This window comes from Streptomyces sp. NPDC021356 (assembly GCF_040641015.1).
Classification (GTDB): Bacteria; Actinomycetota; Actinomycetes; order Streptomycetales; family Streptomycetaceae; genus Streptomyces.
The window spans coordinates 172,570-186,993 of record NZ_JBFACU010000009.1; the positions used below are offsets into that span (position 1 = coordinate 172,570).

The 14,424-nt window shown below is 71.6% G+C and carries 13 protein-coding genes; 2 read left to right on the forward strand and 11 right to left on the reverse strand.

Features of this window, described 5'->3' with window-relative positions:
* Nucleotides 1-55: 55 nt before the first annotated feature.
* The gene (locus AB0G56_RS14555; RefSeq protein ID WP_360968781.1) at nt 56-2,506 is read right to left on the reverse strand and encodes a transglycosylase domain-containing protein; all 2,451 of its coding nucleotides are present in this window, start codon (nt 2,504-2,506) and stop codon (nt 56-58) included.
* Nucleotides 2,507-3,139: 633 nt separating this feature from the next.
* On the opposite strand from AB0G56_RS14555, the gene AB0G56_RS14560 reads away from it, so the two are divergent.
* Nucleotides 3,140-3,355 (forward strand): zinc ribbon domain-containing protein, encoded by a 216-nt coding sequence (locus AB0G56_RS14560; RefSeq protein WP_360968784.1) that lies wholly within the window; start codon nt 3,140-3,142, stop codon nt 3,353-3,355.
* Between the two features lie 46 nt (nt 3,356-3,401).
* On the opposite strand, the gene AB0G56_RS14565 is transcribed toward AB0G56_RS14560, so the two are convergent.
* From AB0G56_RS14565 to AB0G56_RS14575, 3 genes are all read right to left on the reverse strand, one after another.
* Nucleotides 3,402-4,217 (reverse strand): HAD family hydrolase, encoded by an 816-nt coding sequence (locus tag AB0G56_RS14565; protein ID WP_360968787.1) that lies wholly within the window; start codon nt 4,215-4,217, stop codon nt 3,402-3,404.
* Nucleotides 4,214-6,679, reverse strand: coding sequence for a phosphoribosyltransferase (locus AB0G56_RS14570; protein ID WP_360968789.1), 2,466 nt, complete (start codon nt 6,677-6,679; stop codon nt 4,214-4,216). The genes AB0G56_RS14565 and AB0G56_RS14570 overlap by 4 nt, the downstream gene beginning before the upstream one ends.
* Before the next feature lie 198 nt (nt 6,680-6,877).
* On the reverse strand, nt 6,878-8,047 hold the full coding sequence (locus AB0G56_RS14575) for an HpcH/HpaI aldolase/citrate lyase family protein (protein WP_360968791.1): 1,170 nt from the start codon (nt 8,045-8,047) through the stop codon (nt 6,878-6,880).
* A 171-nt stretch (nt 8,048-8,218) separates the two neighbouring features.
* On the opposite strand from AB0G56_RS14575, the gene AB0G56_RS14580 reads away from it, so the two are divergent.
* The gene (locus tag AB0G56_RS14580) at nt 8,219-9,034 is read left to right on the forward strand and encodes a TerD family protein (RefSeq protein ID WP_360968793.1); all 816 of its coding nucleotides are present in this window, start codon (nt 8,219-8,221) and stop codon (nt 9,032-9,034) included.
* 27 nt (nt 9,035-9,061) lie between these two features.
* Here the strand turns inward: AB0G56_RS14580 and AB0G56_RS14585 are convergent, their stop codons facing one another.
* The 7 genes from AB0G56_RS14585 to AB0G56_RS14615 form a co-directional block, all read right to left on the reverse strand.
* Nucleotides 9,062-9,232, reverse strand: coding sequence for a hypothetical protein (locus tag AB0G56_RS14585; protein WP_360968796.1), 171 nt, complete (start codon nt 9,230-9,232; stop codon nt 9,062-9,064).
* Nucleotides 9,233-9,620: 388 nt separating this feature from the next.
* A complete protein-coding gene (locus tag AB0G56_RS14590; RefSeq protein WP_360968799.1) occupies nt 9,621-10,358 on the reverse strand; it encodes a Tellurium resistance in 738 nt (245 codons plus the stop codon).
* Nucleotides 10,359-10,496: 138 nt separating this feature from the next.
* Entirely contained in the window at nt 10,497-11,645 is a 1,149-nt protein-coding gene (locus AB0G56_RS14595; RefSeq protein WP_360968802.1) for a DUF475 domain-containing protein, read from the reverse strand.
* A gap of 50 nt (nt 11,646-11,695) precedes the next feature.
* Nucleotides 11,696-12,274: a TerD family protein gene (locus tag AB0G56_RS14600; RefSeq protein ID WP_360968805.1), complete on the reverse strand. Its 579-nt coding sequence runs from the start codon at nt 12,272-12,274 to the stop codon at nt 11,696-11,698.
* A 99-nt stretch (nt 12,275-12,373) separates the two neighbouring features.
* The gene (locus AB0G56_RS14605) at nt 12,374-12,949 is read right to left on the reverse strand and encodes a TerD family protein (RefSeq protein WP_360968808.1); all 576 of its coding nucleotides are present in this window, start codon (nt 12,947-12,949) and stop codon (nt 12,374-12,376) included.
* A 150-nt stretch (nt 12,950-13,099) separates the two neighbouring features.
* A complete protein-coding gene (locus AB0G56_RS14610) occupies nt 13,100-13,558 on the reverse strand; it encodes a peroxiredoxin (protein WP_360968811.1) in 459 nt (152 codons plus the stop codon).
* A gap of 138 nt (nt 13,559-13,696) precedes the next feature.
* Entirely contained in the window at nt 13,697-14,131 is a 435-nt protein-coding gene (locus AB0G56_RS14615; protein ID WP_360968813.1) for a DUF3052 domain-containing protein, read from the reverse strand.
* Nucleotides 14,132-14,424: the final 293 nt, after the last annotated feature.

Genomic DNA, 14,424 nt, shown 5'->3' on the forward strand with positions numbered 1-14,424 from the left:
CCGGCAGGGGTCGGCGGCTCGCGGGTCAGACGTGGGCGCCGGGGCGTCGCACGGGTCAGCCGAGTGGCGTCATGGCACCCTCCCAGATGGTGTACGGAACGCTGCCGTCGGCCGTCGTGCCGATCCCCTTCAGCGGCAGCGGTTCGAGGCTCTTGGCCAGGTCCATGCGGTAGACGACGACCGCGGTCGTCACCTTGCTCGCGGTGCCCACGTACCAGGCGGCGGTGTCGTCCTCGGTCGTGCCGGCCTTGCCCGTGATCCTCGCCGAGGCGGGTGCCGCGGTGGGGTGGGCGGTGCGGAAGGCGTCGGCGAGCGCGTCGTCGACCTGCTGGGCCGTGCGGGTGCCGACCGCCTGCCCGGACAGCGGGCGGTCCACCGGCACGGTGGCGCCGTTGCGGGTGATGCGGAGCACCGAGTACGGCTCGGTGTGCACGCCCGCGGCGGCGAAGGTGGAGTAGCCGCTGGCCATGCGGATGGCGCTCGGCCGGGCGTTGCCCAGGGCGAGTGCGGGCACCTGCGGTCCCATGGTGGAGGACAGCAGGCCGGAGGCGACGGCGGTGTCCTTCACCTTGTCCAGGCCGGTGTCCATGCCGAGCTGCATGAACGGCGTGTTCACCGACTGCGCGAGCGCCTTGCGCAGGGTGATCGGGCCGTAGGACTTCTTGTCGTCGTTGTGGGCGGCGACCTTGCGGCCGCTGCGGTCCCAGTAGGGGCCCTCGGGCGTGCTGACGGGCACGCCGTCGTCGCCGTTGTAGACGCTCTCCGGGGAGATCTGCTGCCGGGGGGCGTCGCGCTGCTTGATGACACCGTGCTCCAGGCCGGCCGCGTAGACGAACGGCTGGAAGGCCGAACCGGCGGGGACGGTGGCCGCGTTGGACTCGTTGAAGCCCTGCTTGCGGTGGTCGGGGCCGCCGTAGACGGCGACGACCCGGCCGTCGGTGGCCACCGAGGCGGCGCCGTAGTGGGCGGTCTTCGCCGTTTTCGGGTCGCTCTCCCGGGCCTTCTTGCGGGCCTTGGTGACGACGTCGGTGAGCTGCGCCTCCCGCTTGCGGTCGAAGGTCGTGTAGATCTGGTAGCCGCCCAGGTCGAAGTCCTTGTCGGAGAGGTGCGCGGAGTCCTTGGCGTACTGCGACGCCAGTTCGACCAGGTAGTCGCTCTGCTGACCGGTGTCGGAGAGCGGGTTGCGCTTGAGCGGCTCGGGGAACGTCGTGTACTTGGCCCGCTCGTCCTTGGACAGCTTGCCTATCTTGACCATGCGATCCAGGGTCCACTTCCAGCGCTTGACGGCGCGGGCGTGGTTCGTCGGGCCGAGCGTGGGGTCGTACAGGCCCGCGCCCTTGAGCAGGGAGGCGAGGAAGGCGGCCTCGCTGGCGTTGAGTTGCCCGACGTCCTTGCCGTAGTAGGCCTGGGAGGCGCGCTGGATGCCGTAGGTGCCGCGGCCGAACCAGCTGGTGTTCAGGTAGCCCTCGAGGATCTTGTCCTTGCTCATCTTGTTGTCGAGCTTGAGGGCGATCATCGCCTCGGTGAACTTGCGGCTGACGGTCTGGTTCTGCGTCAGGTAGACGTTCTTGACGTACTGCTGGGTGATGGTCGAGCCGCCCTCGGTGTCACCTTTGCCGACCGTGCGCCACAGGGCGCGGGTGATGCCCTTGAAGGAGATGCCCGGGTCGCTGTAGAAGCTCTCGTTCTCGGCGGCGAGCACCGCCCAGCGGACGTCCTCCGGTATGTCCTTGAGCGGCATCGCCTGCCGCTGCACCCAGCCGGTGCGGGCCATGGGGGTGCCGTCGGACCAGAAGTAGACGTTGTCCTGCTGGGTGGCGTACGAGTTCAGATTCTCCGGGATGTCCGTGGCGGCGTAGGCGACGACCAGGAACAGGGTGGTCAGGCCGATGCCGGAGAAGGCGAGGCCGATCCACTGCCGCCAGGATGGCATCCAGCGGCGCCAGCCGGTCCGCCCGCGGCGCGGGTAGACCGGTTTCAGTTTCCGGGCGTAGGGCGCGATCACCGCCAGGAGGGGGGCCGTGCGCCGGGCGAGCGGGCCGGGCTGGGCAGCGGAGCGGCGCGCTTTGCGGCGGTCGGCCCGGCGGCCGGGCTCCTGAGCGGCGTCGGTCTTCCGGTCTGTGGCGGTCTTCCGGTCTGTGGCGGTCTTCCGGTCCGGGGCGGATTTCTGCCGGAACACGCGCAGTTGCATGGTCTCGTGCGGCTGCGGCTGCGGCTCGTCCGCTTCCTGCCGCTCGCGCGGCTGGTGCGGATCGCGCGACTCGTCGGGCTCGCCCGTCTCCTGCCGCTGGCCCCGCTGGCCCCGCTGGTCCTGCTGGCCCCGCTGGTCCTGCTGGTCCCGCTCATCCCGCTCGTGCCGGTCCGCCGGGCGCAGCCGTCCGGGCAGCCGTCGGCGCAGGGCGTCGACCTTCAACTGCATGGTCTCGTCGGGCCGTCGCGGGGCTGCGTCCGAGGCCTCCCCCGCCGCACGCTCCGACCGGCGCAGGGCGTCGACGTTGAGCTGCATGGTCTCGTCCGCGCGCGCACGCGTGCCGGCCCCGTCCCGGTCGGCGTCCACTGGGCGCCCCGGCTCGTCGCCCTCCGGTTCATCGCGTCCCTGCTCGGACCGCCCCTGTTCAGAGCGCCCTGGTTCCGCGCGCCCCTGCTCGGAGCGCCCCGGTTCACCGCGCCCTGATTCCGCGCGCCCCTGCTCGGACCGCCCCGGTTCAGAGCGCCCTGGTTCAGAGCGCCCCTGCTCGGAGCGCCCCGGTTCACCGCGCCCTGATTCCGCGCGCCCCTTCTCAGAGCGCACCGGTTCCGCGCGCCCCTGCTCGGAGCGCACTGATTCCGCGCGCCCCTGCTCGGAGCGGCGCTTCCCGGGTGGGCGGCCTTCCTCCGGAAGGCCCTCCCCCTGCCCTGACTCGGTCACGACTGCGTCTCCCTCCGCACCCCGTGTTGCTCGCGCGGGTCGACACAGCCGCCGCAACCGCGGCCGCCTGCCCCCTCACTCCCAGCCGCCTCGCGGCTCTCACGGCCAGATAAAATTATCAGCCGTCTTTTCAATTCCTCCGCATGAGAACGGGACAGAAGCGAACACACAAGAACCACCTAGGTTTGTGTCTCCGGTCACGCCCGCCGGGGCCTGTCCTAACCTGGACGCATGCCTCGCTACGAGTACCGCTGCCGCAGCTGCGGCGACACCTTCGAACTGAACCGTCCCATGGCGCAGTCCGCCGACCCGGCGACCTGCCCCGCCGGACACGACGACACCGTCAAGCTGCTGTCCACCGTCGCGGTGGGCGGCTCGGCGAGCGCGCCCCGGGCCCAGGGCGGGGGCGGCGGAGGCGGCTGCTGCGGCGGAGGCTGCTGCGGCTGACGCGGCGCCCGGCGCGCGCGAGCCCCGGGCCCGCGCGCGCCCCGCGTCACTCCGGCGCCCCGGCCGCCGCGAGGAACTCCCGGACGATCCGCTCCCCGGCCAGCACCCCGCGCTCCGGCAGCGCGCTGATGCCGGGGGCGGTCCAGCCCGTGTCCGCCAACTCCCCGTGCCCCGGCCGCCAGCCGCGGCCGACGGCCAGGAGCAGGTCGGCGTCGAGCAGTGAGTCGCCTGCCCCGAGCAGGAGTTCGGCTCCGGTGCGGCGGGCGATCTCGCGGACGGCGGCGCTCTTGGTGAGCGGCGCGGGGACGGCGTAGAGCTTGCGGCCCTGGAGCGAGACGGTCCAGCCGCGCTCCCGGGCCCACGCGGCCAGCTCCTTCACCCACTGCCCGGGGAGCAGTTCGCGCTCGACGACGAGGTAGGCGAACAGGTCCTCGGCGACCCGCTGCTTGCGCACCCACACCGGGTCGGCGGTCCGCAGCAGGTGCTCGCACACCTCCTCCAGCGGCGCGCACTCCTCGGCCAGCCGCCCGGTCACCCGCCGGTGCCAGTCGGCGTCGGACACGCCGTCGACCAGCAGGTGGCCGCCGTTGGCGCAGACCGCGTACGCGGGAACGGGGCCGGGCAGGCCGACGCGCAGGTACTGCTCGCGGGTACGGGTCGTGGCCGGCACGAACAGCGCCGCCTCGCCGAGATCGGTGAGCAGCCGCGCCGCCGTCTCCGTCATGAACGACAACGGCCTGCCCTCGTACACCTCCACGCACAGCAGCCGCGGAGCCCGCGCGTCCGGCATGGTCAGCGCCAGCGCCCCGGACGAGTAGATGAGCGTACGGTCGAGGTCGCTGGCCACCAGGACCGGCTTCACAGCGCGACCGCCTTCCCGTCGGCGCCGGTCGCCCCGCGCGTGTAGCGGGGGTGGATCAGCCCCACACAGGTGTACGGCAGTCCGGCCACCTCCTCGACGGGGACCCCGCGCTGCTCGGCCAGCAGCCGCACGTGGTCCAGGTCCGCCCCGGCCCCGGCCCGCGCCAGGATCTTCCACGGCACCCGGCGCAGCAGCACCCGCGTGGTCTCGCCGACGCCGGGCTTGACCAGGTTCACGTCGTGGATGCCGTACTCCTCGCTGATCCGCTCGACCGCCGTCCAGCCCGCCCAGGTCGGCGCGCGGTCACCGGCCAGCAGTTCCTTGACGCTCACCCCGACGGCGTCGGCGACCTCGGGGAAGCGGGCGGCGACGGTGTCGAGGAAGACGTTCGACAGGTCGGCGCCGGTCAGTTCGCGGTAGAACTTCGCGCCGTGGAAGTCGTGCGGGCCGACCAGGTCGGCGCGCAGCACCGTGCGCGATATGAGCCCGGAGACAGTGGAGTTGAGGCAGGCGGAGGGGATGAGGAAGTCCTCCCGGGTGCCGTACGTCCGCACGCAGGCGCCCGGGTCGGCGAGCACCGCGATCTCGGGGTCGAAGCCGGCGGCCCCGCCCTCCTGCTCGAACTGCCCGATCGCCTCGGCGAGTTCCCGGGTGATGGCGCCCTTGCCGGTCCAGCCGTCGACGAAGACGACGTCGGCCGGGTCGTGGTGGGCGGCCAGCCAGCGCAGCGCGTTGGCGTCGATGCCCCGGCCGCGCACGATCGAGACGGCGTAGTGCGGCAGTTCGAGGCCGTGCCGGAACGCGGCCCAGCGGCGCATCAGCACCCCGACGGGCGTTCCGGCGCGGGCGAGGGACACCACCACCGGGCGGGGCGAGCGCTCGGCGAGGACGAGTTCGGTCACCGCGCCGACGGCCCGGGCGATCCGGTCCGCCGAGGCGCCGAGGGCCGCGTGGAACAGCTCCTGGTACTGCGCGCTGGGCTGGTACTCCACCGGCAGGGACTCGGCGTAGTGGGCGCCGCCGCTCTGGATGGCCTCCTCGCGTTCCTCGGTCGGCGCCTCCAGGGTGACGTCCGAGAGGTCCTGGAGCAGCCAGCCGACCTCCTCGGGCGCGTACGAGGAGAAGGCGGGGCCGCGCAGGGGCTCGGGCAGCATGGGGGGACTTTCCTGACGGGGGGCGGGGACGTACGACGGCACGACCGCGAGCAGGACGTGCGGGGTGTGGGCGGCGAGGCGGGCCAGCAGGCCCTCAGGGGCGTGCAGGTGCGGGGTGTCGGCGGCCGAGTCGACGACGAGGAGGACGGCGTCGAATCCCGCGCCCGCCACGTTGTAGGCGTAGCGCTCGCCGGGGCCGTCGGCCGGGTCGTCGTGGGCGGGGAAGACCAGCCGGCTGCGGATCGCGTAGCCGGGGTCGTCCACGGCGAGGACGGGCGAGCGGGTGGTGGTGGAGGTGCGCACCTCGGCCCCGGTGATCCGCTCCAGCTCGCGGGCCAGCCGCAGCGGCGCGTACATCAGCTCCTCGCAGCCGAGGACCAGGACCCGGCGGGCGTGCGCGGGCAGCGCTTCGGCGAGCCGGGCCGCCATGCCGGGCAGGGCGCGCTCCAGCCGGTCGCGGTGAGCCGGGGTGAAGCCGTGCCGGCCGCCGTCCGGGAGGCCGGGGGGCCAGTGCAGGGCGACCCGGGCGACCCGGCCGCCGGTCCCCGGGGCGGGCTGCGTGGCGGGCTCCGGAGGGGCCGGTGCCGTCCTCTCGTACCGGGCGACCAGTTCCCGGCCCTTGTCCAGGACGCCCTCGGGGAGCCGGACCGTGCCCGAGGCGGCGGCGACCAGGTCGACACGGGCTCCGATGCCGCGGGCGAAGTCGTCGAGCCGGGCGGTGTCGGCCGGGGAGCGCATGTCCACCAGGGCGACCACGACGTACCGTTTGCGCGGGTGGCGGGCGTGCAGGTCGCGGATGGTGTTCAGGACGGTGCTGCCGGTGGAGAACTCGTCGTCCACCAGTACCAGCGGCCCGCTCGTGGCGAGCAGCGCGGGGTCCTCGGGCAGGAGCAGGTGCGAGGTCGCGTGCGAGTGGGACTCCTCGAAACCGCCTGCCGGTCGCACGCCGGGGACGGGCCGGCGCGTGGAGTGCAGGTACGGGACGGGTCCGAGTCCGTCGGCGACGCAGTGGCCGAGGCCGGTCGCGGTCTCCGCGTAGCCCAGGACGACGGCGGAGGCGGCCTCCCGCTCGCCGAGCAGGTCCCGCACGCGGCGGCCCAGGGCGAGCCCGTGGCCGTACACGACCGACGGCGACTGGGGTACGTGCTTGCCGAGGACGTGGGAGACCAGGAGGTGGGCCCGCTTGGGGTTGCGGCGCAGGGCGAGGCCCAGCAGGCCGGTGAGTTCGTCGCCGCCCACGAGTTCGACGCCGAGTCGCTCGGCGACCCAGGTACCGGACCAGATCCCGTCGTGCACTGCCTTGTTCATGCGTTCCTTGGGGTGAGTGGGCGGGCGGGTGAGGGGGCGTGCCGGGGCCGCCCGGAGAGCAGGGCGGCCGGGCGGTCAGGGGCCGGGCGCCGGAGTCGGCCGAGGGCGGGCGGCCAGACGGGCGGACGGAGGCGGCCGGTCAGGCGGGCGAGCGGCCGGGGGCGGCCGGTCAGGCGGGCGAGCGGCCGGGGCGGCCGGTCAGGCGGGGATCCCCGCGGCGAGCAGTTCCACGAAGCCCACGTCCTCCCTCGCGACCCCGAAGGCCTCGGCGCGCAGCAGGGTCCGCTCGGCCCAGGCGCGGTGCGGCTTCACCTCGTTCATCTTGTTGGTGTACGCCGACCTGAGCACTCCCCCGCCGCCGCGCTCGGGCCGCAGTATGTCCGCCGCGTCGCTGTACTCCTCGTGACTGACGACCGACAGCGCGTGCACGGGCAGCACGTGCGAGGGGTGGATGCAGGTCTTGCCGAGCAGCCCGTTGGCCTGGTCCAGGGAGATCTCCCGCAGCAGCCCGTCCATCGCATGCTCGATCAGTGTCTCGCGCAGCCCCGCCGCCTGCACCTCAAGGAAGGGGCTCTGCCGCAACTGCGGCTTGAACATGCGCTCCTGTGCCCGGAAGTACTCCCACACCGGGCCGGTCACGGTGAACCCGGTGCCGTCGGCGCGGCCCAGCATGTTGACCACATCGGCGATCACGGAGGCGACGACCTGGACGTCGTAGGCCGTCATGTCGGGGGCCCTGCGCAGCCCGTAGGACGAACAGAAGTCCGTCACGCCCAGGCGCAGGGCGAGGACCCGGTCGCGGTACTTGTCGACGGCGCGGAAGATTCCCTCCAGGGTCTCCACGCGGGTCTCCCTGTACAGCAGTTCGGGCGATTCCAGGACCGGCATCGCGAACAGCCGGCGCCCGCTCGCCGTCTCGGCCGCCTGCACCGCCTCCAGGAACGCCAGGCCGCGCTCGCCGGTGAACTTCGGCAGGACGAAGCCGGACAGCAGCCGGACCGACTCTCCCATGCGTCGCACCAGGTCGGGTATCTGCCCGGCGGCACGGACCCGGACGAACAGCAGCGGGAGCGGCGCGGCGCCGGGGAGCGCGGCCAGGGCGGCGAACTGCCGCACGAGGTTCGCCTCGCCCTCTTCCACCTCCGCGTCGTCGATCGAGTCCTCCAGACAAAGCACCATCGAGACCACACCGCGGGCGGCCTGCTTGACGATGTCGTCGGCGAGGTGCGGGCGGGTGGCCGGGCTGTAGAGCGTGGCGCCCAGGGCCGCGGCGAGCAGCCGGGCCGGGGCGTCGGCGCTGAACTCCTGCGGCTCCCGGTGGAAGAGGCGCTCCCGCACCTCAGGAGCGAGGTGCCCGAAATGACGCATGTAGCTCCCCTGTGGTGGCGCGCGGCGTGGAAAAGGTGGCCGGTAATAGTACGTACGAATCAGTGTCGGTGGTTCCCGGAGGGCATGAACTTCTGGTAACGGGGCGAGGGCGGACGTGCGGTGGCGCGAGCCGCGTTGTCGTGACCAGGACCGAGAAGGCAGGATGACGACATGACGCGCGCGATGCTGAAGGGATCGAACGTCCCGCTGGAAGCGGCCACGGTAAGGGCCGTGGTGCGCTGGACGCCGGGCCAGGAGGTCCCGGACGTCGACGCGTCGGCGCTGCTCCTCGGCCCCGGCGGCCGGGTCCGCTCCGACGAGGACTTCGTCTTCTACAACCAGCCACGGCATCCCTCCGGGAAGGTCTGGCGGCTGGGCAAGCGCCGGGCCGGCCAGGTGCTCACCGACACGATCCAGACGGACCTGCTCGGGGTGGAGCCCGAGGTGGGCCGGGTCCTGCTGATCGCCTCGGCGGACGGGGTCGCCTTCGACCGGGTGCGGGGGCTGAGCATCGCGCTGTACGACGCGGCGGTCGCCGAGGGTGAGCCGCTGGCCTCCTTCGACATCAAGCCCGAGACCGGTCAGGAGACCGCGCTGATCTGCGGGGAGCTGTACCGGCGGGGCGACGCGTGGAAGTTCCGGGCGCTGGGCGAGGGCTACACGAACGGATTGCAGGGCCTGGCGACCGACTACGGCATCTCGGTGGACGAAACGGAGGGGGCCGCGGGGAGCGGCGGGCTCGACCGGACGGACAGGACGGCGACCTCGGTGGCCCAGCCGCTGCCGCCCGAGCAGCCCCCTCACGCCTGGCCGCAGCAGCCGCAGACGCCTCCGGCGCCCCAGCCGGCCTACGGGTACCCGCAGCCGGCGTACGGCGCCGCGCCGCAGCCCACGGGGGCACCCCACGGGTACCCGCCCCCGGTGACGGCGGCCCCCGACCCGGACTTCCGCCTGCCCCCGCAGGGGCCGCAGTTCATCGGGCGGTGACCCGCCGGTGGACCGCGGCCCCGGCGCTCAGCCCGGCCGGGCGAGCGCCGCGAGCAGCCGGGCCATCCGCTCCAGCGCCTCGGTGTACGCGCGGTAGTCGCTCACCAGCCTCACGTCGTGCGCCCCTTGCGGGGTGATCGAGTCGAGGTCGTCCCGGAGTGTCTGCGCCTCCAGGGCCGGCGCGTCGGCGTCGGGCACCTCGGCGCCGATCCGGCCGTCCTACACCTGTGTCGCGTACCCCGCGACGTACCCGTCGAGGTCGAGCAGGCGTGAGTTCCAGTCGCGCAGCTTTTCCGCACGGGGGGTGGTCGGGGTACGGCAGGGCCCGGAAGGCCTCGAAGGCCGCGCGGAACCCGTCTGCTGCCTGCGTCATGCCACCCGCCCAGGCCCTGTCGTCGAATTCCCGCCTGCCTCGCGACGCCATGCACGCACTCTCGCCGCACCGGGCCCGGACCCGAGTACATCCGGTACGGGGGTCAGGACCCGGCACTCCCCCAAGCTCTTCGAGCAGGGGGGACCCCCGGAGCACGCGCCTGACGCCGCGCGGCCGCCCTCCGGGCAGACGACGGGAATTCGACGACAGGACCTAGCGGTCCGCCTTCGACTTGTAGCCGCGGCCCCACTGGAGGCCCCACCCGTAGAGCCGGTCCAGTTCCGACTGGAAGCCGTAGACGAACTTGACCTCGCGGCGGACGGTGAGTTCGCCCTTCACGTTCTCGATGAGGACGACCGCGCAGGAGCGGGCCTGGGGGTGGCGCTCGTCGAGGCCGATCTCGATGCGCGGGCCGTTGCTCGGGTAGAGCGTGACGACGGCGTGGGTACGGTCGAAGGCCGGTGTCTGGTCGTAGATGTAGACGAAGACCAGCAGCCGTTTGATGTCGTCGCGGTGGTCGAGGTTGACGTAGATCGTCTCACCGGAGGCGGAGCCGAACCGGTCGTCGCCACTGAGCTTGACGTACGGCGGCGCGTTCACGTCGCCGAGGAGGCCGCCGAGGGGCTGGACGACGCCCTTGGTGCCGTCGGCCAGCTCGTACAGGCAGCCGAGGTCGAGGTCGACGTTGACCATGGACTGGCTGTGCCCGAGCACCTCGGGCGGCTTCAGCGCCTTGAAGGGGTGGCGCAGCAGACTCTGCCGGACGGAGCCGCCGAGGTCCGAGGTGCGCATCCGCCAGTTCAGGTTGATCCGCAGGTTCCCGGTGGCCGCGCCCTGTTTGGTCAGCGACACCTGGCTGTGCCGTTTGGTCAGTTCGATCGCGTTGGACGCGGCGCTGCCCGAGTCGAACTCGGCCAGGCGTCCGCCCCGCAGACCGTCGAAGAAGCCCATCTCCCGCCCCCACCTCCACCGCGTTCACTCACCCCCGCACGCATGCCGCGGGGCGGCCGCAAGGGTCTCACCCGGCCCGACTCGCCGAGTGGTCCCGTCGGCCGCCCCGTTCAGAGCGTTCCCGTACCGGGTGGGGCGTCACACCCCGGACTCGACCTCGGTCCTGTCGCCCGGGCCCGCCGCTTTCCCCTCGGCCGCCTCCAGCGCCCGGTTGCGGCGCACGGAGGACCAGAAGGACCAGGCGATCAGGACGACGCCGACCAGGCCGGTGATCACCTCGTTGATCTCGTACTGGATGGTGACCATGAGGATCACGGCCAGCGCGCCGATCGCGTAGTGGGCGCCGTGCTCCAGGTAGACGTAGTCGTCGAGGGTGCCCTGGCGGACCAGGTAGACCGTGAGTGAACGCACGTACATGGCGCCGATGCCGAGGCCGAGGGCCATCAGGACGATGTCGTTGGTGATGGCGAAGGCGCCGATCACACCGTCGAAGGAGAAGGAGGCGTCCAGGACCTCCAGGTAGAGGAACATGAAGAAGGCGGCCTGGCCGGCCAGCTTGACCGCCGAGCGCTGCTTGCCGCTGCGGGCGGCCTCTTCCTCCTCCTCGTGCTCGCGCTCCTCCTCTTCCTCCAGCCGGTCCTCGAAGAAGCCGGACAGACCACCGACGATCATGTACGTGATCAGACCGGCGATGCCCGCGATCAGGACGGTCTGCGCCTTGTCGGCGTGTGCGCCGCCGTGCTGGTGGGCGTGGGTGGCGAAGGTGAAGGAGGTGATCAGCAGGACGATCAGGGAGATGCAGACCGACAGCATGTCGACCTTGCCGAGCTTGGCCAGGGGCCGCTCGATCCAGCGCAGCCACTGGATGTCCCGGTCCTCGAAGATGAAGTCGAGGAAGATCATCAGCAGGAACATGCCGCCGAAGGCGGCGATCGCCGGGTGGGCGTCGGTGACCAGCTGCTGGTACCGGGTCTTGTCGTCGAACGCCAGTTGGACGGCCTCGACGGGACCCATCTTGGCGGTGATGGCGACGATGACGACGGGGAACACCAGCCGCATGCCGAAGACGGCGATCAGCACGCCCACCGTGAGGAAGATCTTCTGCCAGAAGGCATTCATCTTCTTCAGGATCCCGGCGTTGACCACGGCGTTGTCGAAGGAGAGCGAGATCTCCAGGACCGCGAGGATCGCCACCACCCCGAAGGCGGTCCAGCCCCCGTAGAACACAGCCGCGATCAAGCCGAGCACGGTGATCGCGAACGACCAGCCGAAGGTTTTCAGAAGCACTGGCTACCCAATCCGTTGTGTACGGGTCTCCCCCGTCGCCGTACCCGGCTTTACGAAACGTTGACTCCGAAGTCTAGAGCGATGCCGCGCAGTCCGGACGCGTACCCCTGTCCTACGGCCCGGAACTTCCATTCGCCCTGGTAGCGGTAGAGCTCGCCGAAGATCATCGCCGTTTCGGTGGAGGCGTCCTCGCTCAGGTCGTAGCGCGCGAGTTCCTGACCGTCGGCCTGGTTGACCACGCGGATGAAGGCGTTGCTCACCTGTCCGAAGGTCTGGCCGCGCTCGTCGGCCATGTGGATCGAGACCGGGAAGACGATCTTCTCGCACTGGACCGGGACCCGGCCGAGGTCCACCAGGATCGACTCGTCGTCGCCCTCGCCCTCACCCGTGAGGTTGTCGCCGGTGTGCTCGACCGAGCCGTCGGGGCTGGTGAGCTGGTTGTAGAAGACGAACCACTCGTCGCCCAGCACCCGGTTGCCGGCGCCGCACAGCAGCGCGCTGGCGTCGAGGTCGAAGGGGGCTCCGGTGGTGGAGCGCGCGTCCCAGCCGAGTCCGACCATGACGTTGGTCAGGTTGGGTGCGGCCTTGGACAGGGAGACATTGCCTCCCTTGGCGAGCGTGACGCCCATGATGCTGGTCCTCCCCGTGAATGGTGCGTGTGTCGGTGTCCTGCGCGTCCGGCGCCGCGCGAGAACGCGCGGCGCCGGACGGTCGGGCTGCTGCGTCGCTCAGACGTTGACGCCGAAGTCCTGGGCGATGCCGCGCAGGCCCGAGGCGTACCCCTGGCCGATGGCGCGGAACTTCCACTCGGCGCCGTGCCGGTACAGCTCGCCGAAGACCATGGCGGTCTCGGTGGAGGCGTCCTCGCTCAGGTCGTACCTGGCGATCTCCGCGCCGCCGGCCTGGTTCACCACGCGGATGTAGGCGTTGCGGACCTGGCCGAAGGACTGCTGGCGGTTCTCGGCGTCGTAGATGGAGACCGGGAAGACGATCTTGTCGACGTCGGCCGGGACGCCCGCGAGGTCGACCTTGATGACCTCGTCGTCGCCCTCGCCCTCACCGGTGAGGTTGTCACCGGTGTGCTCGACCGAGCCGTCGGGGCTCTTGAGGTTGTTGAAGAAGACGAAGTTCTGGTCGTTGCCGACCTTGCCCGAGTTGTTCAGCAGCAGGGCGCTGGCGTCGAGGTCGAAGTCGGTGCCGGTCGTCGTCCGGGCGTCCCAGCCCAGGCCGACGAGGACCGCGGTCAGGCCCGGGGCCTCCTTCGAAAGCGAAACGTTGCCGCCCTTGCTGAGGCTGACTCCCACGAGTCCTCCATTGGTGTCCGGGGGCGGGGAGCCCCGTCGTGCATCGGATATGGGATCAACGTCTCGATCCTAGTGACGGGTTCCCGCACCACGCAGGCCCTGTGGCCGAAGATTCCCAGGTGTCGGGTCTCCCGAACCCCGGGGCGCGGCTCACAGGGTGTCGAGCGCCTTCACGTACTCGTTCAGGTCGCGCGCGTCCGGCAGCCCGTTGACCACGGTCCACCGCACGACGCCCTCCTTGTCGATGATGAAGGTCCCGCGCACGGCGCAGCCCTTGTCCTCGTCGAAGACGCCGTAGGCGCGCGAAGTGTTGCCGTGCGGCCAGAAATCGCTCAGGAGGGGGTACTCCAGGCCCTCCTGCTCGGCGAAGACGCGCAGGGTGTGGATGGAGTCGTTGGAGACGGCGAGCAGCTGGGTGCCGTCGTTGACGAACTTCGGCAGGTTGTCGCGCAGCGCGCACAGCTCGCCGGTGCACACGCCGGTGAAGGCGAACGGGTAGAAGAGCAGCACCACGTTCTTCTCGCCGCGGAAGTCGGACAGCCGCACGGTGCGGCCGTGGTTGTCCTTCAGCTCGAAGTCGGGTGCCTTGTCGCCGACCTGGATCGCCATGGTGCTGCTTCCCTTCGGTGGGGCTGTTCGGGTGGGACCACCCTACGCAGCCGTCACCGCACGCCCGCGGACGGGCCGACCGCGTCGGCCCGTCCGCGGGCGTGCCGGGCGCCGGGGCGCCCGGGGCGGGGGTGGGAGCTACTTCTTCTTGGCGGCCTTCGGCGTCAGCAGCCTGGTGCCGTTCCAGTCCTTGCCCACGCTGACGCTCTTGGTCTGCGACAGGCCGGCAGTCGTCGCGGCCTCGCCGATGTCGCTGGGTTCGACGTACCCGTCCCGGCCGGTCTTCGGCGTCAGGAGCAGGATCACGCCGCCCTCGTCGAGGAACCCGAGGGTGTCGACCAGCGCGTCCGTCAGGTCGCCGTCCTCGTCGCGGAACCACAGCACCGCGGCATCGGCCACGTCGTCGTAGTCCTCGTCGACGAGTTCGCTGCCGATGACTTCCTCGATGGACTCGCGGAGCTCCTGGTCGACGTCGTCGTCGTAGCCGATCTCCTGGACCACCTGCCCGGGCTGGAATCCCAGCCTGGCGGCCGGGTTAGTCCGCTCCTCCGCGTGGTCCGCGGTCGCGCTCACGGGTTGCCTCCTGATGGTGTTGCGATTGGGTCTTCAGCCACGCGCGTGCGCGAAGCATTGGCCGTAGTCCACACGGGCGGGCCGGATCGCGCAAGTACCCGGCGGTCGGGACCGCCGAAACGGTGACGTTCCTGGCTGTGTCGCCGCAACTCCTGACACGGTATCGCGATCAGCGGTGACACACACCACACCCTTCTGCCCGCTTTTGCGTGTTTGGGAACCCGCCATGAGCAGGAGATCCACCAGGGGACCCCTGATCTCCGGGCGTGTGGCGCCCCGGGACCCGGTTACCG